Raw genomic sequence first — 19,551 nt, forward strand, 5'->3', positions numbered from 1 at the left:
TCAGGCCGTTGAGCCGCCCACGGTCAGGTGCCGGGCGAAGAAGCGGACCGCGCTGTCCGCCTCGAACCTGGGCAGCTCCTTGTGTGAGCCCGAGTTGACGTGCAGCGACTTCTCCTTCGAGGCGAAGGCGTCGAACAGCGCGAGACCGGACGGGCGGGGGATGTGCTCGTCGTCCCACTGGAGCGCGAACTCGATCGGGACGGTGATGCGCCGCGCCGTCTCGGCGAGGGTCTCGTCGTACCAGAAGAGGCCCAACACCGCGGCGGCGATGCGGGGTTCGGCGGCCGTCAGCGGTACCCCGATCGCGGTGCCCATGTTGAGGCCGTAGTAGCCGACGGGTCCTTCGGTGCCGATCTCCGGGAGTTCCTGGAGGGCGTCCAGGGTCGCCAGCCACTCCGGTACGGCGCGTTCGGCGAGGTGCGCGTTGTAGCGGACGACGATCTCGCCGACCGGTTCGCCCGCCGCCATCTTCCGTTGCATCAAGGCGATTTCGCGCTCGTCGTGCGGTGTGCGCGGTCGGTCGCCGTGGCCGGGTGCGTCGATGGTGGCGACGTGGAAGCCGGCGCCGTTCACGAGGCGCTCCGCACGGCCCGCCATGGCCGGTGCCTTGCAGTGGTTGCCGCCGCCGTGGCCCATCAGGACCAGGGGAGCGCGTTCGGAGGCGGAGGCAGCGGGGGACCAGAGCGCGCCGGTGACTTCGCCGACGGTGAAGTCCCGGACGAGGACACCGTTCGACGATGTCTCAGCGGTGAAGTGCACTGAATATTGGGAGAGTTCCATGGTGTTGCCTTTCGGGATCGCCTTGGTGTGAGGCGCTCCCGGCGACACCTATGCCGCTGGCCCAACCGTGGAAAAGAGGGGGAGCACCCACCTGGATACTGCGTTCATGGGTCTCACCTCCTCATGCGGTGTCACGGCCAACGGCAAGTTAGCAGCCCGGTCGTCGTCGCGGCCAACGCTTTTCCGTCTCGACACCGCTGCATGCGCGTACATCTAATGTTCTTGACATCTTCCAGGGCCGACGACCAAGGTTGAGGCGATCGTTCCCGGACGGGTGGAGGCCCTGATGCGCGTACGCGACGCCGCACCCCGCGGTGCCGTCCCGGGCGCTCGGCTGATCATCCGGCGGCATGTCGACTACTGCCGTACCGCCTCCGCCGTCTGTCCTTCCGCACGGCCCTGACCCATGTCGGCCCTCGGGCCGGCTGTCTCGACGTGTTCTCGGAAGGAACCCCCATGTCCGGCCCCGCTCTGCGGCTCGCCCTCGAAATCGACGGCGACGGCGCCCATCCCGCGGCCTGGCGCCGCGCCGCCCACTCGCCCGACCACCTGCTGAGCCCGCGCCGGGTGGCCCGCGTCGCCGCCGCCGCGGAGAACGCCGGGTTCACCCTGCTCACCCTGGACGACGGCGCACTCCCGCCCGGCGCCGGCCCCGACCCGGTCGGCCGGATCGGCGCGGTGGAGCGGGCCGCGTTCATCGCCGCGTCGACGAGCGTCGTCGGCGTCGCGCCGGCCGTGCCGCTCACGTACGCCGAACCCTTCCATGTCTCAAGCCAGTTGGCGTCCCTGGACCACATCTCGGTCGGGCGCGCCGGGTGGGTGGTGAGCGAGGAGGTGCGGCCCGAGGCGGCCGCCGTCTGGGGGCGCCCGCTCGTCGACGGGGCCGAGGCCCGCGCCCGTGAGTCCCGTGACGGCGTCGAGGTCGTCCGCGCCCTGTGGGACTCCTGGGAGGACGACGCCGTCATCCGCTCCGTCGCCACCAGCCGCTATCTCGACCGCGACCGCCTGCACTACGTGGACTTCACCGGCGACACCTACACCGTGAAGGGCCCGGCGATCGTGCCGCGTCCACCGCAGGGGCAACTCGTCGTGCTCGGCCACCCCGACCGCGTGCCCGGCGACCGACTCGACGTCGCCCTCATCGACGGCCGCGACCTCGCCGCCGTCAGCGCCAGCGCGTCCGCCGCCGGAACACCGCGCACCTTCGCCGAGGTCGAGGTCGCCCTCGACACCGCCGACGCCACGGCCGAGGAACGCGTCGCCGACCTTGAGCGGCATGGACCCTGGAGCGACCGAGGACGGCTGCGCCACATCGGCTCCGCCGCCGGACTCGCCGCGCTGCTGGGGGAGTTGAGGGGGGTGGTGGACGGAGTGCGCCTGCACCCGCTGGTGTTGGACGAGGACCTCCCGGAACTGTCCCGGCTGGTCCTGCCCCATCTCTTCGAACGACGTGACGCCGTACGCCCATTGCCCGGCGCTTCGCTGCGCAGCCACCTGGGCCTCGACCGGCCCGCCAACCGCAACGCCGCCGCGGCCGCCCAGGAGGATGTCCGATGACCCGCACCGACCCCCTCGACGTCCCCCGCCCGGACGCCCAACTCCACCTCGGCGTCTTCTTCCAGGGCGTCAACCACTGGACCGTGTGGTCGGACCCGGCCAGCGGTTCGCAGATCGACCCCGCCAACTTCCGGCACGTCGCCCAGACCGCCGAACGGGGCCTGTTCGACGCGTTCTTCCTGGGGGAGGGGCTGCGGCTGCGCGAGGTCGACGGTCAGATCCACGACCTCGACGTCGCCGGACGGCCGGACGCCATCACCCAACTCGCCGCGCTGGCCGCCGTGACGGACCGCATCGGTCTGGTCAGCACGTCCAACACCACCTTCAACGAACCCTCCGACCTCGCCCGCCGCCTGTCCGGCCTCGACCTGCTCTCCGAGGGCCGCGCCGGCTGGAACGTGGTGACCACCGACAACGCCTGGACCGGCGCCAACTTCCGCCGCGGCGGCTACCTCGACCACGCCGACCGCTACCGGCGCGCCGAGGAGTTCCTCACCGTCGCCCGCGCGATCTGGGACAGCTGGGAGGACGCGGCCGTGTCCGGCGCGGCCGGCGCCCCGCACTGGGCGGCACCCGGCGCCGTACGCCAAGTCCGCCACCAGGGAGCGCAGTTCGACGTCGACCTCGCGCCCACCCTGCCGCGCAGCGGCCAAGGACACCCGGTGATCTTCCAGGCCGGGGACTCCGGCGAGGGGCGGGACTTCGCGGCCCGCAACGCCGACGTCATCTTCTCCGCGCACGGCAACGACTTCGACGACGCGCTCGCCTTCGCCGACGACCTGCGGCGCCGGCTGCGGGCCGTCGGCCGCCCCGAGGACGACCTGCGCATCCTCCCGGGCACCGAGATCATCATCGGCACCACGGAGGCGGAGGCACTGGAGAAGAAGCGCTGGATCCGCCTCCAACAGGTCACCCCGGCAACCGCGTTGGGCATCGCCGGACTCCTGTGGGGCCTCGACCTCGCCGGCCGCGACGCCGACGGGCCGCTGCCCAAGGAGGACCCGGTCGTCGCCGAGAACGACGGTTCCTTCGGCGCGCGGCGGATCGCCGATCCCCGTCAAGTGGTCGCCGAATGGCGGGAGAAGGCCGACGCCAACCGGTGGTCGCTGCGCGAGACCGTCATCGCACTCGGCCCCCAGCGCGGCCACGTCGGCACCCCGGCGGGACTGGCCGACAAGTTCGCCCACTTCGTCCGGCACGGCGCCGTCGACGGCTTCAACGTCACCCCGTACCTGATCCCCGACGGCCTCGACGACATCGTCGACCTGCTCGTCCCCGCACTGCAGGAACGCGGCGTCTACCGCACCGGCTACACCGGTACGACCCTCCGCGAACACCTCGCCCTGCGCGAACCCCTCACCCACCGCACCACGAAGGACCGACACCGGGCGGGCTGACCCGCCGACACCGCGGACGCGGTGCCCACCGTCCCCCTGTGCACGGTGGCCACCGCGCGGCCGGACCGCGCTGACATGGCCGCATCCGGCATGTTCGTGTGCGGTCGGCACAAACGATGGTGTGAGGGGCACATGGAGGCAATCAATTCGAAGCCGGTCCAACTGGTGCCGGCCGAGGTGTGCGCGGTCACCGCGCGTCAAGCAGGCGCAGGCCCAGGGGAGTTGCCGAGTGCCGTACGAACTGGCCGTCCCGGTGACTGACGATCAGACCTCCGTCGCGCAGCACGCCGAGCTGGTAACTGGCGCTGGGCAGCGCGATGTTGGCCGCCGTGGCCACCTCGGACGTCGTACGCGCTCCATGACCGGCGAGATCCGCCAGGACGACCGTCCTGGTCCGGCCCAGCAGCCGCTCCAGCCCGTCCTTGCTCGCCCGCACGATCTCCAGGGGCTGCTTGGCGACCGGATAGACGAGCACCGGCCCCAGCGTGGGATCCGCGAGCGCGGTGGGCCTGCGCCAGCAGAAGTACGACGGGACGAGCAGCAGACCGCGCCCCTCCAGGTGGAGTTCGCGGTCGACGGGATATTCCACATCGAGGACGGGAGCGTGCCAACGGGCGTGCGGGCGCAGCGTGTTGAGCAGAGCGGAGGTGCCGCCGTCCAGGAGCGCGCGGGAACGCAGCTCGACATCGTCGCCGACCGCTGTCTGGATGCGCGGCCAGTACGGTTCGAGCAGTGTCCTGCACGACAGTTCCAGGGCTCGCGTCAACGTCCCCAGGGCTTTGGCGCCCGGTCTGTCGAGGGTGGACACCCAGGACGGCAGCGGACGTGACTCGGCGAGCCGGCCCAGCTCACGGCTCAGCCGGGTGCGGGAGGTGGACCGCACCTCGTCGAGGGCGACGGCCAGACCGCCGCCCGTGACCGACGGCGTGAGGAAGTCGGGGATGTAGCCCACGGGCGGAATCAGCGTCTGCAAGGGCAACAGGGCCCGCCGGGCCCGCGGATCCTTCGCCAGCCCCTCGCGCACCGACCGGCGCCAGTGCCCGAACTCGAGCGCCCCCTGCCGCGCGTCCAACCGGCAGACACCACACACGAGTTCCCAGAGAGCGTGGGGCTGGCGGGCCACCCGGATGTTCTGCAGGTCCTGCGAGGTGAAGTGGATACGGAGCATGCGGCCTCTTTCCTGCGCGTCGTCCGTGCGCGGTGTCGGTGGTGGGGGCACGGCCGCGCGAAGACCGGCGCGCCATTAAGGGGGACGACTGAGGGGTGCGCATGGTTGTCGATGGGGGAGACGGATGGCCGTACCGCGTCCCGGCGAGCCAACGGGTTCGACGAGCCCGGCTGCGGCCCGGAGGTGTCCTGGGCGCAGCCGGGGCGACGATCAGACCGCTCCTCCCCGCTCACGGGGTGTCTTCTGCCCGGCCTCGACGGACACCGGCAGCCGGTTCTCCGCCGGCGGCAGCGGGCAGGTGGCGAGGTCGGTGTAGGCGCACGGCAGGTTCGTCGCACGGTTGAAGTCCAGGACGACCGTGCCGTCGGCGGTCGGCGGGGCGAGCGCGAGGGCCCGGTTCGCGGCGTACGTGGTCACCCCGGAGGTGGCGTCGGTGAAGAGCAGCAGCAGCGCGCCCGGCCCGCGTCCGGGGAACGCGGTCAGGGCCAACGACTGCCCGTCCAGCTCGAACTCGACCCGGCCCGGCGCGTCGTAGACATGCTCCAGCCCCTCGACCGCCGCGCCCACGGTCGTCGGACGCGGCGTCTCGAAGGCCGTGTAACGCCCCCGGACCACCCAGCGGGGATCCGGCGCGTAGGCAGGCGTACCGGCGAAGGCGGTGCGCAGCGGCGCGTCCGGGTGCCGGGGCCGCACGATGTCGTTCCCGCCACGCCTGGCCACCTCGATCACGGCATCGCCCCAGACCGCGTCGACCCCGCCCCGCTCGGGCAGCACACCGAAGCGGTGCTCACCGCGCACCGGCGTGCCGTCCACGACGAGTTCGTCGCCGTCGTCGAGGGCTACGGCGACCCCGGCGTCGTCGGTCCACCAGGCGCCCGGCGCGTCCGGGAACCGCTGCGGCCGCTCGTCGAGCCAGTGCAGCCCGGTGATCGCCAGGAACCCGTGCGGAGCGGCGAGCCGTTCCTCCTGCCCGCGATACCACTCCAGCCAGTCCTGGGTGAAGGCCTGGAGATCCGTCGTCGTTAGGTCAACGGTCATGGTCGTCGCTCCTTCGTCACGCGAGGCCCGGCCTCGAAGCGGGCTGCTACCAGTGCCAACCCCGGCCGCCCGGCGGGGGATTCCGGTCCGCGTGTGACAGCTTCTTGTCAGGACTGTGCAGGCCTTCCCCGGCCGGGACCCTGACCAGGGCCGTGGCCGGGTATGTCGGTCGCCTCGTCTACGCGGCCTGGTCCGGTCCGTGCAGCAGAGCCGATCCCAGGGGCGTGATGGTGTGGACGACCTTGGGTCCGCGGCGGTGACTGATGATCAGGCCCGCGTTCCGAAGTGCCGCGGTGTGCTGGCTCGCCGCGGGGGCGGAGACACCGGCGGCGCGGGCCAGTTCGCCGGTCGTGGCCCCGCCGGCGGTGACCCGCAGGATCAGGGCCCGGGTGCGGCCCAACAGGGCGGTGAGCGGTGCGGTCGAGGAGAACAGGCCGGGGGAGTCCAGGGTTTCCCGGTGCGGGGAGTAGACCAGCACCTGAGGCAGGGTCGGGTCGCCCTGGGCGACGGGCGCGCCCCAGCAGAAGTAGGACGGCACCAGCAGCAGTCCCCGCCCGCCCAGCCACAGGTCGCGGTCCTCGACCGGATACGTCACGTACAGGACGGGCGGAATCCATCGCATGTGCGGCCCGAGGTTGGCCAGCAGGCCGTCGGGGCCGCCGTGCAGCATGGTCTGGCCCAGGGTCGCGCGCTCCGCGTCCAGGCAGGTGCGGGAGTAGTCGTGATAGGGCGCGATGGCGGTGTAGTAGTACTGGCGCAGGCCTTCCGCCACGACCTCGCGCATCCCGCGTTCGGCGAGGCGCGGTGCCCACGCCGGGGCGGCCGCCTGCGCGGCGAAGCGTCGGACCTCTTCCTGTATTCGCGCGGGTGATGTTTCGACGATTGCTTCAATTCCCGCGGACAGTCCGACTTGTGCTTCGGAGGGATTCAAGAAGTCGGGGTAGTAGGTGCTCGGGAAAAGGGGCAGCAGAAGTTCTGTGACCACTCGGTCGAGGTTTTTGTCGATCAGTCGCCTGTGCGCGTCGCGGAACCAACTGGCGTACGCCCAGCGCCCTTCCGGCGCCTGGAGACGGTGCAGGCTGAGTGCGATGTCCCACAGTGGATCGGGCACAGTGGCCATCCTGGTGCGGACTAGATCGGCATCCGTGAAATGAATGCGGAGCGCGGTATTCACCCCCCTGGTGCTTAGTGACACTTCACCGAGTCACTGTTAAGGCACCGCTTAAAAGTGTAGCCCGGCGTGTGTGCCGCTGACAGCTTTGTCTCAGCCGTATTAAACGGAATGTTGAACAGGGGGAAGAAGGATGTCTTTCAGGACGCAAGTGGCGGCAAGCGTCACGGCCGCGTTCATCGTCGCGGGACTCCACGTCAACGGCACCGGGCCGGACGCGACCGGCTGGGCCTCCACCACGGTGCCCACCGCACCGAACGCCGCGGTGTCGTGCGGGCGTTACAGCGGTGAGGCGCTCACCCGCAGGGGAGACACGGGGGCCCGGGTGCGCGAGGTGCAGTGTCTTCTGGCGCTGCGGGGCTGGGTCGGGGCGGGCACGGACGCCCGCTACGGGGACCAGGTCTACCTGGGCGTACGCGCGTTCCAGTCCTGGGACGACCTCCGGGGCTGCGCCGCCCCCCTCACCCCTGACGGAATCGTCGGCCCACGTACCTGGGGCGCGCTGCGTTCCGCCGACGGGTGCCCGACTCCCTGACGTACGGCAGCCGGAGGGTGCGGGGCCGGGCACGGTCGCGGTCAGCCGACTTCGGCGAGCTTCCCGGTGGCGACGTCGAAGACGAAACCCCTGATGCTGTCCTTGTGCACGACGAAGGGGTCGGCCTTGATGCGGGCGATCGACTGCCGTACGTCGGTGTCCAGATCGCCGAAGGCCTCCGCGGCCCAGGGCGGGCGGATGCCGGTGTCCTCCTCGACCGCGGCCTTGAAACCGTCGTCCGTGAAGGTCAGCATCCCGCAGTCCGTGTGGTGGATGAGGATGATCTCCTCGGTCCCCAGGAGCCGTTGGCTGATGGCGAGCGAGCGGATCTCGTCCTGGGTGATGACACCGCCCGCGTTGCGGATGACGTGTGCCTCGCCCTCGTTCAGGCCGAGGATCGCGTACACGTTGAGCCGCGCGTCCATGCAGGCGACGACGGCGAGGTGCTTGGCGGGCGGAAGGGGGAGCGGGCCGTCGAAGGTCTCGGCGTAACGGGCGTTGTTGGCCAGCAGTTCATCGGTCACGGACATGGTGGACCTCGGTTCTCGAGTGTTCTGCTCTCAGGAGTGCGGTGCGCGGGTCGGGGACGGCGCACGGCAACAGAACACGTCGAAGACGTGGACACGACGCGAGGGCCAGAAGCCTGTCAGCGTGGTGGCGAAGGTCTGCACCCCACCAGTGAACCCTCCACCACCGGAAACTGGCAAGCAACGGTCAGCCGCATCGGCCTCCCGATCCGCCCCATCCCCTACGGAACACGGAGCAAGGGTCATGAGCACCTTCCCCACCGCACGCGACGTCAGGACCACCCCCGAAGGCCTCCTGTGGGAGCCGAGCCGACGCTGGGTACGCGGCCGCAAGGGCGACACCACCGTCGTGGACAGCAGGCACCCCGTCCTCGTATGGGAGCCCGCCGTACCGGTACCGACGTACGCCTTCCCGGACGACGAGGTCCGCGAGGACCTCCTCCGCCCGGCGAAGAACCCGCCGAACGGCACGCACACCGGATCACGGATCTTCTACGACCTTGAGATCGGCGCCGAGTTGGTGGAGAACGCGGCCTGGACCTACCCGGCCGACGACCTGGCCGGGTACATCGCCTTCGAGTGGTTCCGGCGGGTCGGACGGGGTCTGGACCACTGGTACGAGGAGGAGGAAGAGATCTTCATCCACCCCCGTGACCCGCACAAACGAGTGGACGCCATCCCCAGCAGCCGCCATGTCACGGTCGAGATCGACGGCACGGTCGTCGCCGACACCCACCGCCCGGTCCTGCTGTTCGAGACCGGCCTGCCGACCCGGTACTACGTCCCGCGCGAAGACGTCCGCCTGGACCTGTTCGAGCCCACCGACCACAGCACCGGATGCCCCTACAAGGGCACCGCCACCTACTGGTCGTGGCAGGGCGAGGCCGGCGCTCCCGGTGTCCCGCCGAACATCGTCTGGAGCTATCCGGAACCCCTGCCGGCCGTCGGCGCCGTCAAGGACCTCCTCGCCTTCTACAACGAGGCGGTCGACATCCGCGTGGACGGCGAGGCCCAGGAGCGCCCCGTCACACCGTTCACCGAGACGCTCGCGGAGCAGCCGCCGGCGTGACGGTACCGGTGAAGTCCAGCCCTGTTGGTTCGAGTTGAGGTGAAACACCGCCAACAGGGCAGTCGACACCTTGCACATGCCTCGTCGACGGCTGTCGTGCTCCGGAACTGTCAAAGGATGTTGAAGGTCATTGATGGAGAGTCACAAAAAGGAAGAGAAGAAGCAGGCGCCGAAGCGCAAGGTGCTCGATCTGACCGCTGTGCAGGTGGTGGCGAGTGCGCTTGCCACCGTGGTGGGCGCGGTGCTCGCGTCCCTGCTGGGAGTCACCGGGACGATCATCGGCGCCGCCGTGGTCAGTACCAGCGCCACCACCGGCGCGGCGGTCTTCCAGCATGCCTTCCGACGGACGGGAGAAGGGATCCGCAGAAGGGTGCCGTCGGTGGCGATGGCGCTGACGCCGAGTGAGGAGCGGGCCATGCAACGCGCGGACGCCCGCGCGGCGTTCGCGTTACCGCACGACACCTCGGCCGGTGCCGCGACACCGTCCGACGCCGTCTCCGGGGCCCCCTCCGACGACGAGTCGGTGACCACCTATCGCACGGGCCGCACCGGATCCTTCTGGAAGTCCATCGGCTGGAAGAAGTTCGCCCTGGCGACAGGCCTGGTCTTCGCCCTGGCGATGGTCACGGTGACCGTGGGCGAACTCATCATGGGCAAGCCGATAGCGGCCGCGGTCAGGAACGAGTCCGGCAACGGAACGTCGCTGGGCGGCGGTTCGGCCGGAAAGAACGCTCCCGCACACAGCCCGACACCCACGCCGCTCACCTCCAGCAGCGCGGGGTCGTACTCGGGCGGCACCGCCTCGCCGTCCACGAGCACGAAGCCGGAGACCAGCCCCAGCTCCGGTGCCAAGCCGAGCCACAGTGCCGCCTCCAGCCCCGCGGCCTCGGCGTCGAGCGTGCCGTCCGCGAGCGGCGACGCCGTGAACAGCTCCGGCGCCACCGCTCGTTGAGCGGGTCGGACGCCTACTGAGGCGTCTGGTTCGCGTCGGCCAGCGCCCGGTGATCGGGACGGCCGGGAAGGTCCAGCTGGCGGCCGAACCTCCGCGAGGCGAGCAGCGCGAGCAGCGCCGTGAGAGCAGTCAGTGCGGCGAGTACGGCCATCAGCCCCGCGAGCCAGGGCGGTGCGGCAGTGATCCGCAACGCCTGGGAGAGACGCGAGGAGTGGAACCGCCCGTCGAACAACTGGAGGGCGGCCAGCGCGGCCGGCACCACCATGGACACGGCGAGCACGAAGAGGCCGCCGTGGAGGACCAGCGCCGGTGCCAGCAGGACGCACAGGATCGAGACACCGAGCGCGAACCCGAAGGCGGTGCCGGAGGCTCCGTCACGGTGCGGCGGGAAGTACGCCAGCCCGCACAGCACGAGCGCCGCTGCCGCGATCAGCCTCGGCCAGAGCAGGGGAGTGGTGCGGTGCGTCGCCGTACGCGGACGCCGTGGACGGCGCTGACGAGCGGCCGGACGCTCGCCCGTACCTTCCGGATCGTGGGTGTCCGCCGGGTCCGGTCCGGGCGCCTCGTACAGCGGAGCCGTAGACCTCCCCGCCACCGGTGACGAGACCTGGGCGGACGCGTCCTGTTCCTCGGCCAAGCGGCCGATCAACTGGACGAGTTCCTCGACGGGTCTGCCGGCGGCGGCCCGTACCGCCTCCTCGCCGCAGTGCGGCTCCAGCGGAGCCTGCTGCAGCAGGGCCATCAGCCGGGTGACCTCCTCCACCGGCCGGCGTTCGGCGGCCGCGCGGATCGCCTCGTCGGCGCAGTCGGGGTTGCGCGGCGGCTTCGTCAGCAGCGTCACCAGGCGCGTGACGTCCTCCACGGACCGGTCCACACCGACCGCCCGCAGGGCGTCGACGGTGGCCTGCGCGTACTTGGGTGACTGTTCCAGCAAGGTGATGAGCTGGAGGACCTCGTCGAGGGGCCGGTCGGCGACGGCGGCATGCACCAGGCGGTGCATCGGATCGGCGTTCTCGCCCTCGGGGCCGGTCTGGGCGGGGCTCTCTTGCGACGGACGTGACGTCGGCGGCGATCCGTCGCCCGGTCCTCCGTCGGAGGGTGCGAGCGGGTGGGCCGCGATGCCGTGAGGTATCTCGGGTTGGTCCGGGCTGGGCGAGAAAGAGCGGGTGGTCATGCTCGGCTCCATGAAGAGGTGATGCTGCTATCGCCCCCCGAAGCGCGATGAACAAGCTGATCCCGTCCATTACTAGGCGTCCGCCCGCCACCACGCCACGCGAGTACGCCACCCGTGTGACCCCGGCCCGCCGCCCGTGCCGTCGGGGCGGCCCGCACGCTCATCCGTTCGGTGGCTGCCTGCTCGCACCGCGCGCGAGCCGTGCGTCAGATGGAATCAACGCGTTCCGGGGGGCCACGTGAGAAGCGGCGGACGCCGGGTACCTGGGAAATCGTCGGAAAACGGGTCGGCTACGGCCGAGCCGGACCGCACCCGCGTGGAAGGAAGGTGATCGTTCCCACAGCGGGGCGCGGGGACCGACGAAGGACCAACTGCTCAACGAACCCAAGGAGAGTGACCCCGATGGCCACCGTGTCCCTCACCGGAGCGTCCAAGGAGGACGCCGCCACCGTCTTCGGCGTCCTGCGGACGGCGTTCCCCACCGACCGGCCCTCCGACGACGTGCCCCAGGAACAGCCGGGCGACCGAACCGCCGTATGGACCGCGGAGTTCGAGCCGACACAGGAATGGATCCCGACCGACCCCATCCCCCTGGGGGGCTCGGTCTCCGCCACGCTCCAGGGCGGCTACGTCGCCGTGGACCAGCTTCGTGAGGCGCTGGGCGTCACGTTCGCCGTGGACGAGCGCGGCACGGCGTCGGGAGACCAGGAACAGGAGGTCGACCTGAGGCTCACGACGAAGCGGTGACGGGAGGGGCACCGGCACCCAACTCCCCGCACGCACACGGCTCTGTCAGGAGCCGTACGGGGAACGGGCCTGATTGACGGCCCGGAGAGACGCGCCGTACTCTCCCCCTGTAGTGATGGCATAAGGAAGCTGGTGGAATTCCAGCACGGTCGCGCCACTGTGAGCCCGCCGCCGATAGGTGGAGGGCGAGTCAGACACTGATCCTTCACTCGCCCGTACACGCAAGGGACGCACGATCCCGAAGGAGGGCTCACCTTGAGCAGCGTTTCCACATCCCGTCCGGTGTCCACGCCGGTTGTCCTGCCGGTCTCGAAGTCGATCGTCTGGCTGGTCGGCACCACGCTGATCGCCCTGGCCATCTACTACTTCATCGGTGTCGACCAGGGCGCCGTTTCGGTGTTCGGCAACGACATGCACGTCCACGAGTTCGTCCACGACGCGCGCCACTTCCTCGGTTTCCCCTGCCACTGACCCTCCGCCGGCACCTGGAAGTACGGACAACTCGACATGGAAAAGAAGCTCATACTGCGCGGCATACTCGCCGGCGCAGTCGCGGGCCTGCTCGCCTTCGTGTTCGCGCGCATCTTCGCCGAGCCACAGATCGCCAAGGCCATCGACTACGAGAGCGGCCGTGACGCCGCCCAGAACGCCCTGGACAAGGCGGCCGGCCTGCCCGTCGAGGGCCACGAACATGAACTGTTCAGCCGCACCATCCAGGCCAACGTCGGCATCGGCGCCGGCATGATCCTCTTCGGCGTGGCGATGGGCGCCCTGTTCGCCGTCGCCTACGCCGTCTGCCTGGGCCGCACCGGCGGACTGCGGGCACGCAACCTGGCGCTTCTCGTCGCCGGCGGCGGGTTCCTCGGCATGTACCTGGTGCCGTTCCTGAAGTACCCGGCCAACCCGCCCGCGATCGGCCACGAAGAGACCATCCAGCAGCGCAGCGCCCTGTACCTGATCATGATCGTGTGCTCCGTCGCCTTCCTCGCCGGTGCCGTCTACCTCGGCAAGCACCTCCAGGCACGCTTCGGCAACTGGAACGCGACCCTCCTCGCCGGCGCCGCGTTCGTCGTCGCGATCGGGATCGTCATGCTGCTCCTGCCGCAGCTCGGCCATCTCTCGTACAACAAGGCCAACTTCGGCAACCAGGCCACCGAGACACCGCTGCCGCTGAAGGACTCCAAGGGCACCATCGTCTACCCGGGCTTCCCCGCCGACGTGCTGTTCAACTTCCGCTTCTACTCGGTCGCCGCGCAGCTCATCCTCTGGACGGCCCTCGGCCTGATCTTCGCCCCCCTCGCCGAACGTCTCCTCAACCCGGCGCGCCCGGACGCCAGTACGCCGTCGCAGGAGCCGGACCCCGTCCCGGCGTAACGAACTCTTCCACCTCTTCTACGGCGAGCGCGGTGATCGATGCGATCACCGCGCTCGGTGCGTATCTCACGGTTTGCGGGCGACTCCGACGTACAGCGGGATCGGGTCGGAGTCGCCGGGCTGCTCTCCGGGCTCGGGGTGCCAGCGCGCGGCGAGTTCTATGCCGGGGGCGACAAGCTCAAGTCCCTCGAAGAAGCTGGTGAATTCGGCGCGTGACCGTACCTGGGCGGGTGTGCCGCCCTTGCGGTAGACCTCGACGACGCGCTCCCAAGTCTCCGGATCGAAGTCTCCCGTCGCGTGGGAGAGCGCCATGTAGCTCCCTGACGTCAGGGAGTCGAGGAGTTCACCCACGATGCGACGGGGATCGTCCTCGTCCGCCACCAGGTGCAGGAGGGCCATCAGGGACAGAGCGATCGGTTGCTCGAAGTCCAGCTGCTCCTTCGCCGCCGCGAGGATCTTCGCCGGCTCCCTCACGTCGGCCTGGATGTACGTGGTGCTGCCCTCTGGCGTGCTGTGCAGCAGCGCTTCGGCGTGCCTGAGGACTATCGGGTCGTTGTCCGCGTAGACCACGCGCGCACCGGGGTTGATCGCCTGGACCACCTGATGGAGGTTCGGCCGGGTGGGTATCCCGGTGCCGATGTCCAGGAACTGGCGGATGCCCCGCTCCGCCAGCAACCGCGAGGCCCGGTGCATGGAATCGCGGTTCACCCGCGCCATCTGCCTGACGGCGGGGAACAGGGAGACGACCTTCTCGGCGGCTTCCCAGTCGACGGGGTAGTTGTCCTTGCCGCCGAGGAAGTAGTCGTACATGCGGGCCGACTGGGGTCTGCTGGTGTCCACGTCGTCCGCACCGAAACCTGTGTCCGTCACTACGGTTCTCCTGTTGCCCAACGGCCTTTGTCGCGAGGTGAGTTCGGGCCCGCGAGTGTAACGGGCAGAGCTGTTCTCATGCGTGGTGCGGGACTACGGCCACCGGGCACGCGGTGTGTTCCAGTACGGCGTGCAGGGTGGGGCCGAGCGTCCGGCCCGCGCGGCCGATCACCAACAGCTCCGCCGGGGCCGACGCCTGGACCAGGGCCGCCGCCGGGCTCCGGAGGCGGACATCCTCGTAGACACGCACCTGTGGATACTTCTCCCGCCATGGCCGCAGCGCGTCCGAGAAGCGTTGCGTCTCCTGGTCCTCCCAGCGCCCTCGGTCCTCCTCCGGCAGCGCGTACGGCATGCAGTGTTCGGCGGGGGAGGGCAGTCGCCAGGCGTGTACGACGTGCAGGCCGGTGTCGCGTCGGCGGGCGGCGTCGAAGGCGAAGTCGACGACAGGGCCGGGCGGTTCGCCGCCGTCGACGCCGAGCGTCACGCCGTACGGTGATCGCCCGTGGTAGCTGCGGACCGACCCGCTCGGCACCAGGACCACCGGCCCCTCGGAGCGCTCGGCGACCCCGTGTGCCACGGAACCGAGGGCCAGGCCCGCGAAACCGCCCGTACCGCGCAGCCCGAGGACCGTGCAGTCGGCCTGGGAGGTGAGGGGGAGCAGCGTCGGCACGATCGCTCCGGTGAGATCGAGCCCCTCGGCCCGGAGTCCGGGGTGGTCCTCCGCGAGTGATGTGACAAGGGCGTCGGGAGAGGGTTCGCGCAAGTAGGGCCATGTGGTGAGGAGTTGCTCGTCGGGGAGTGTCGAGACGTGTACGACCCGCAGGGGGAGTCCGCGCAACTCCGCTTCCTTTGCCGCCCAGTCGGCCGCGACGCGACTGTCCGCGGATCCGTCGACACCGACAACGATCAGTTGGGACATGGCCGTTGGACCTCCGTGCGGGCGAGTCGGGGCGTCCCACGATCCGCCGCGCCGGGCGTGCCGCACAGAGGTTGGACGGAACCGGAGGAAAGTCCGTGTTGCAGGCGCTCCGTGGTGAGGCTGTCGGGCTTCGTGCGGCGCGGCTCGACACCGCACCGGATCGGCTCGTACAGCGGCATCAGTACAGGCCAGCACCAGCCCAGCCGTACCTTCGTCCCGCACCCCGCGGCGGTAGCCGGCGGTCGATCTTGATAGGTTGTGCGGGCCAGTCGTGCCACAACCGAGGCCAGGGAATCCGGTGGAAATCCGGAACTGACGCGCAGCGGTGAGGGGGACGGGCGGGGCACTACACGCCACTGGGGCGACGCGGGCCGGCCGAAGGAGCCGGTGTGTGACGCGCCGGGAAGGCGCCCCGTCCGGACGAACCCGAGTCCGAAGACCTGCTGGCGCCTTCTCGCCCTCGGCGAGGGGGAGTTCGTAGGCCAGGCTCCGCGTTCGAGCCCCGACAGGCAAGGCATGCCCGTGATCCGTACCGCCCCCGTCCCGCTGCGCCGCCGTACCGCGGCCCTCCTCATAGCGCCCGCCCTGCTGCTCACCGCGTGCGGTGGATCCGACGGCGACAGCGCCGACGGCGAGACGGAGAAGTCCGCCGCGGGCTTCCCCCTCACGCTGACGAACTGCGGGAACAAGGTCACGTTGAAGTCGGCCCCGAAGCGGGTCGTCTCCCTCAACCAGGGGACCACCGAGATCCTGCTCTCCCTCGGCCTCGCCGACCGCATCGCGGGCACCGCCACCTGGACCGACCCGGTGCTCAAGGGCCTGGAGAAGGCGAACGCGACCGTGCCGCGCCTCGCCGACAACGCCCCCTCCTTCGAGAAGGTCCTGGACGCCGAACCCGACTTCGTCACCGCCTCCTTCGTCTCGACGCTCGGCAAGGGCGGTGTCGCCACCCGCGAACAGTTCGAGAGGCTGGGCGTGCCGACGTACGTCTCGCCGTCCGACTGCGCGGGCAAGGACAACGACAGTGGCGGCGACGGTTCGCGCAGCACACCGCTCACGCTCGACAGCGTCTACGGCGAGATACGCGACCTGTCCCGGGCGATGGGCGTGAAGGATCGCGGCGACAAGCTCGTGGCCCGGTTGAAGGCGCGGGTGACCAAGGCCACCACCGGGCTCGACGCCTCCGGCACCTCCCTCATGTACTGGTTCGCCAACTCCCAGTCGCCCTACCTGGCCGGGTGCTGCGGCGCCCCCGGCGCCATCACCCGCACCGTCGGCGCCGAGAACGCCTTCTCCGACACCCACGACGAGTGGCCCCAGATCAACTGGGAGACCGTCGCCGACCGCGACCCCGACGTCATCGTCCTCGGCGATCTGACCCGCAAGTCACAGACCGCCGAGACCGCCAAGGCGAAGATCCACTTCCTGGAGACCAACGCCGCCACCCGCAACCTCACCGCCGTCAAGAAGAAGCGGTACATCCTGCTCAGCGGCCAGGCGATGAACCCCTCCATCCGCACCGTCGAAGGGATCGAGCAGGTCGCCGCCGGCCTGCGCGACTTCGGACTCGCCAAGTGACCCTCCGCACCCTGCTGTTGACGGGTGGCGGGCTCGCGGCGCTGGTGGTCTCCGTGGCCTTCGCCGTGACCATCGGACCCGCCGACATCTCCACGGCCGACGTGTGGGCGTCGGTCGCGTCCCACCTCGGCGGCGGCGAGAGCACGCTCGCCCCGCTCCGGGACGGCATCGTCTGGGACCTGCGCATGCCCCGCACCCTGCTCGCCGCCGTCTGCGGCGCCGGGCTCGCGCTGTGCGGTGCGGTCATGCAGTCACTGTTGCGCAATCCGCTGGCGGATCCGTTCGTGCTCGGCGTCTCCTCCGGGGCCTCCACGGGAGCGGTGGCGGTCGTGGTGCTCGGCGTGGGCGGCGGTGCCGTGTCGCTGTCGGCGGGCGCCTTCGTCGGTGCGCTGCTCTCCTTCGGGCTGGTGATGCTGCTCAGCCACAGCCTCGGCGCGAGCATGGACCGGGTCGTGCTGTCCGGCGTGGCGGCCATGCAACTCTTCTCCGCGCTGACCTCGTTCACCGTGCTGACCTCGGCGGACGCCGAGACCACCAAGGGCGTGCTGTTCTGGCTGCTCGGCTCGCTCTCCGGCGCGGACTGGGGTCAAGTCCTGCTGTGCGCCGGCGCGTTGGCCGCCGTCCTGGTCGTCTGCCTCGGCCACGCCACGACCCTGGACGCGTTCGCCTTCGGCGAGGAGGCGGCGGCCGGCCTCGGCGTGAACGTCGCCCGCGCCCGGCTGATCCTGCTGTGCGCCACGGCACTGCTCACCGCCGTCCTGGTCAGCTGCGCGGGAGCGATCGGCTTCGTCGGCCTGGTCCTGCCGCACGTCACCCGCGCGCTGACCGGTTCCGGGCATGTACGACTGCTGCCGGTCACCGCGCTGACCGGCGCCGTCTTCCTGGTGTGGGTGGACACCCTCGCCCGTACCGTCGTCGATCCCCAGGAGGTGCCGGTGGGCGTGGTGACGTCGCTGATCGGCGTACCCGCGTTCGTGATCGTGCTGCACCGGGGCCGGAGGAAGACATGAGCACCCAAGCCCACGAAGACATGAGGACCCTCGCACCGGACACCGGCCTGCACGCGGACCGGGTCGCCCGCCGTACCGACGGCCGACTGATCGTCGACGGCGTCACCCTCGTCCTGCGACCCGGCGAGACCGTCGGCCTCCTCGGCCCCAACGGGTCCGGAAAATCAACCCTGTTGCGCCTGCTCGCCGGCGTCCTCCCCGCCTCCGCCGGAGTCGTCACGCTGGACGGCCGCCCGTTGCCGGAGGTCGGGCGCCGCGCAACCGCCCGCCGTATCGCCACCGTCGAGCAACACACCCACACCCAGACCGAGTTGACCGTCCGCGAGGTCGTCGCCCTCGGCCGCATCCCGCACCGCCGCGCCTGGTCACCGGCGTCGGCCGCCGACGCCCGCGCCGTCACCGAGGCACTGGAACGCGCCGGACTCGCCGACCGCGCCGCCCAGTCCTGGCACACCCTCTCCGGCGGCGAACGCCAACGCGCCCAGATCGCCCGGGCGTTGGCCCAGGAACCCCGCGAACTCCTCCTCGACGAGCCGACCAACCACCTCGACATCCAGCACCAGTTGGACCTGCTCGACCTGATCGCCGACCTGCCGGTCACCACCGTCATCGCCCTGCACGACCTCAACCTCGCCGCGATGTACTGCGACCGTCTCCTCGTCCTGAACGCCGGCCGCACGATCGCCGAGGGCACCCCGACCGACGTCCTCACACCGACCCTCATCAAGGACGTCTACGGGGTCGACGCGGAGATCGGCCATGACCCCGGGCATCCTGTGATCCGTTTCCTGCGGCGGGGGAGCGGGGCGCCGTAGAGATGGGCGGCTCCCCAATCGAACTGACCGAGGCGCAGCCGGTGTTGGGCTAGTGCACGGAGAACCCGCCGTCCACGAACACCGACTGCCCGGTGACATAGGCGGAGGCGCGGCTCGCCAGGAACACCGTCGCGCCCGCGAAGTCCTCGGGGAGGCCGTTGCGGCCGACCAGTGTGCGTGTGGCGAGTGCCGCGACCTTCTCCGGGTCGGACGACAGTCGTTCGTTGAGCGGTGTCATCACGAAGCCCGGGACCAGGGTGTTGCAGGTGACGCCGTGCGGCGACCAGGCCTCGGCCTGCGAGCGGGCCAGTGACTCCAACGCTCCCTTGGACACGCCGTAGGCACCGCTCTGTACGAACGCCCGGTGTGCCTGCTGGGAGGTGATGTGGATGATCCGGCCGAAGCCCCGGTCGGCCATGCCGGGACCGAAGCGCTGGCCCAAGAGGTAGGGGGCCTCCAGGTTCAGGGCCATCGTGGTGTCCCAGACGTCCTCGCTCAACTCGCTCATCGGCGGGCGCAGGTTGATCCCGGCGCTGTTCACGAGGATGTCCGGCTCCCCGAAGACCTCGGCTGCCGCTTCCGCCGCCGCTCGGACGCCGTCCCGGGTGCCCAGATCGCCGCTCACCCACGCCGCCCGGCAGCCCTCCGCCACCAACTCGTCGACCGTGGCGGTCAGTTCCTGTTCCTTGCGCGCCACTACGACCACCTCGGCCCCCGCCCGCGCGAGCGCCCCGGCAGCGGCCCGGCCGATGCCGGAGCTGCCGCCTGTCACGACGGCGACGCGGCCGTCGAGCGAGAAGAGTTCGGTGAGGTAGTCGCCAGAGATCATTCCGGCAGCTTAGGAGGTGGATCCTCGATGGGCGAACCCGT

General features: G+C 70.5%; 20 protein-coding genes and 2 riboswitches. Of the genes, 11 read left to right on the forward strand and 9 right to left on the reverse strand.

The genetic code is table 11. The annotated features are described in order from the left end of the window. Positions 1–780, reverse strand: coding sequence for an alpha/beta hydrolase (locus tag OG714_RS50425; RefSeq protein ID WP_406131227.1), 780 nt, complete (start codon positions 778–780; stop codon positions 1–3). 456 nt (positions 781–1,236) lie between these two features. On the opposite strand from OG714_RS50425, the gene OG714_RS50430 reads away from it, so the two are divergent. Further along, positions 1,237–2,337: an LLM class flavin-dependent oxidoreductase gene (locus tag OG714_RS50430; protein ID WP_406131228.1), complete on the forward strand. Its 1,101-nt coding sequence runs from the start codon at positions 1,237–1,239 to the stop codon at positions 2,335–2,337. Continuing rightward, positions 2,334–3,734 carry an NtaA/DmoA family FMN-dependent monooxygenase gene (locus tag OG714_RS50435; RefSeq protein ID WP_406131229.1) on the forward strand — a complete coding sequence of 467 codons (1,401 nt, stop codon included), beginning with the start codon at positions 2,334–2,336 and terminating at the stop codon, positions 3,732–3,734. Before OG714_RS50430 ends, OG714_RS50435 begins: the two co-directional genes overlap by 4 nt. A 187-nt stretch (positions 3,735–3,921) precedes the next feature. Here OG714_RS50435 and OG714_RS50440 read toward each other — a convergent pair whose 3' ends face one another. The 3 genes from OG714_RS50440 to OG714_RS50450 form a co-directional block, all read right to left on the reverse strand. Beyond that, complete coding sequence (locus tag OG714_RS50440) at positions 3,922–4,902, reverse strand: ArsR/SmtB family transcription factor (RefSeq protein WP_406131230.1); 981 nt, start codon at positions 4,900–4,902, stop codon at positions 3,922–3,924. Positions 4,903–5,112: 210 nt separating this feature from the next. Further along, positions 5,113–5,940 carry a DUF1684 domain-containing protein gene (locus tag OG714_RS50445; RefSeq protein WP_406131231.1) on the reverse strand — a complete coding sequence of 276 codons (828 nt, stop codon included), beginning with the start codon at positions 5,938–5,940 and terminating at the stop codon, positions 5,113–5,115. 178 nt (positions 5,941–6,118) lie between these two features. Beyond that, positions 6,119–7,060, reverse strand: a complete 942-nt coding sequence (locus OG714_RS50450) for an ArsR/SmtB family transcription factor (protein WP_406131232.1) — start codon at positions 7,058–7,060, stop codon at positions 6,119–6,121. 184 nt (positions 7,061–7,244) lie between these two features. On the opposite strand from OG714_RS50450, the gene OG714_RS50455 reads away from it, so the two are divergent. Next, the gene (locus OG714_RS50455; RefSeq protein ID WP_406131233.1) at positions 7,245–7,646 is read left to right on the forward strand and encodes a peptidoglycan-binding protein; all 402 of its coding nucleotides are present in this window, start codon (positions 7,245–7,247) and stop codon (positions 7,644–7,646) included. Positions 7,647–7,687: 41 nt separating this feature from the next. Here OG714_RS50455 and OG714_RS50460 read toward each other — a convergent pair whose 3' ends face one another. Next, the gene (locus OG714_RS50460; protein WP_406131234.1) at positions 7,688–8,176 is read right to left on the reverse strand and encodes a beta-class carbonic anhydrase; all 489 of its coding nucleotides are present in this window, start codon (positions 8,174–8,176) and stop codon (positions 7,688–7,690) included. A 241-nt stretch (positions 8,177–8,417) separates the two neighbouring features. Here OG714_RS50460 and OG714_RS50465 point away from each other — a divergent pair, with 241 nt between their 5' ends. Further along, positions 8,418–9,242, forward strand: a complete 825-nt coding sequence (locus tag OG714_RS50465; RefSeq protein WP_406131235.1) for a DUF427 domain-containing protein — start codon at positions 8,418–8,420, stop codon at positions 9,240–9,242. Between the two features lie 133 nt (positions 9,243–9,375). Next, complete coding sequence (locus tag OG714_RS50470) at positions 9,376–10,194, forward strand: hypothetical protein (protein ID WP_406131236.1); 819 nt, start codon at positions 9,376–9,378, stop codon at positions 10,192–10,194. 13 nt (positions 10,195–10,207) lie between these two features. Here the strand turns inward: OG714_RS50470 and OG714_RS50475 are convergent, their stop codons facing one another. After that, positions 10,208–11,368: a hypothetical protein gene (locus tag OG714_RS50475; RefSeq protein WP_406131237.1), complete on the reverse strand. Its 1,161-nt coding sequence runs from the start codon at positions 11,366–11,368 to the stop codon at positions 10,208–10,210. A 402-nt stretch (positions 11,369–11,770) separates the two neighbouring features. Between OG714_RS50475 and OG714_RS50480 the strand changes: the two genes are divergently transcribed. From OG714_RS50480 to OG714_RS50490, 3 genes are all read left to right on the forward strand, one after another. Continuing rightward, the gene (locus OG714_RS50480; RefSeq protein WP_406131238.1) at positions 11,771–12,115 is read left to right on the forward strand and encodes a hypothetical protein; all 345 of its coding nucleotides are present in this window, start codon (positions 11,771–11,773) and stop codon (positions 12,113–12,115) included. A gap of 124 nt (positions 12,116–12,239) precedes the next feature. Further along, positions 12,240–12,313, forward strand: a riboswitch (cobalamin riboswitch). A gap of 57 nt (positions 12,314–12,370) precedes the next feature. Next, the gene (locus tag OG714_RS50485; RefSeq protein WP_406131239.1) at positions 12,371–12,586 is read left to right on the forward strand and encodes a CbtB domain-containing protein; all 216 of its coding nucleotides are present in this window, start codon (positions 12,371–12,373) and stop codon (positions 12,584–12,586) included. Positions 12,587–12,622: 36 nt separating this feature from the next. Next, positions 12,623–13,489 carry a CbtA family protein gene (locus tag OG714_RS50490; protein ID WP_406131240.1) on the forward strand — a complete coding sequence of 289 codons (867 nt, stop codon included), beginning with the start codon at positions 12,623–12,625 and terminating at the stop codon, positions 13,487–13,489. 66 nt (positions 13,490–13,555) lie between these two features. Here OG714_RS50490 and OG714_RS50495 read toward each other — a convergent pair whose 3' ends face one another. Together OG714_RS50495 and OG714_RS50500 are read right to left on the reverse strand one after the other, a co-directional pair. Continuing rightward, complete coding sequence (locus OG714_RS50495) at positions 13,556–14,359, reverse strand: SAM-dependent methyltransferase (protein ID WP_406131241.1); 804 nt, start codon at positions 14,357–14,359, stop codon at positions 13,556–13,558. A 76-nt stretch (positions 14,360–14,435) separates the two neighbouring features. Continuing rightward, positions 14,436–15,278 (reverse strand): universal stress protein, encoded by an 843-nt coding sequence (locus tag OG714_RS50500; RefSeq protein ID WP_406131242.1) that lies wholly within the window; start codon positions 15,276–15,278, stop codon positions 14,436–14,438. 249 nt (positions 15,279–15,527) lie between these two features. After that, a riboswitch (cobalamin riboswitch) is annotated at positions 15,528–15,741 on the forward strand. 53 nt (positions 15,742–15,794) lie between these two features. Between OG714_RS50500 and OG714_RS50505 the strand changes: the two genes are divergently transcribed. Genes OG714_RS50505 through OG714_RS50515 form a run of 3 tightly spaced genes read left to right on the forward strand, consistent with a single transcriptional unit; the run spans position 15,795 to position 18,681 of the window. Beyond that, positions 15,795–16,856: an ABC transporter substrate-binding protein gene (locus tag OG714_RS50505; protein WP_406131243.1), complete on the forward strand. Its 1,062-nt coding sequence runs from the start codon at positions 15,795–15,797 to the stop codon at positions 16,854–16,856. Next, positions 16,853–17,866 carry a FecCD family ABC transporter permease gene (locus tag OG714_RS50510; protein WP_406131244.1) on the forward strand — a complete coding sequence of 338 codons (1,014 nt, stop codon included), beginning with the start codon at positions 16,853–16,855 and terminating at the stop codon, positions 17,864–17,866. The genes OG714_RS50505 and OG714_RS50510 overlap by 4 nt, the downstream gene beginning before the upstream one ends. After that, positions 17,863–18,681, forward strand: a complete 819-nt coding sequence (locus OG714_RS50515) for an ABC transporter ATP-binding protein (RefSeq protein ID WP_406131245.1) — start codon at positions 17,863–17,865, stop codon at positions 18,679–18,681. The genes OG714_RS50510 and OG714_RS50515 overlap by 4 nt, the downstream gene beginning before the upstream one ends. Before the next feature lie 49 nt (positions 18,682–18,730). On the opposite strand, the gene OG714_RS50520 is transcribed toward OG714_RS50515, so the two are convergent. Then, positions 18,731–19,510 (reverse strand): SDR family NAD(P)-dependent oxidoreductase, encoded by a 780-nt coding sequence (locus OG714_RS50520; RefSeq protein ID WP_406131246.1) that lies wholly within the window; start codon positions 19,508–19,510, stop codon positions 18,731–18,733. Positions 19,511–19,551: the final 41 nt, after the last annotated feature.

The sequence above is a fragment of the Streptomyces sp. NBC_00989 genome (assembly GCF_045162655.1).
GTDB lineage: Bacteria > Actinomycetota > Actinomycetes > Streptomycetales > Streptomycetaceae > Streptomyces.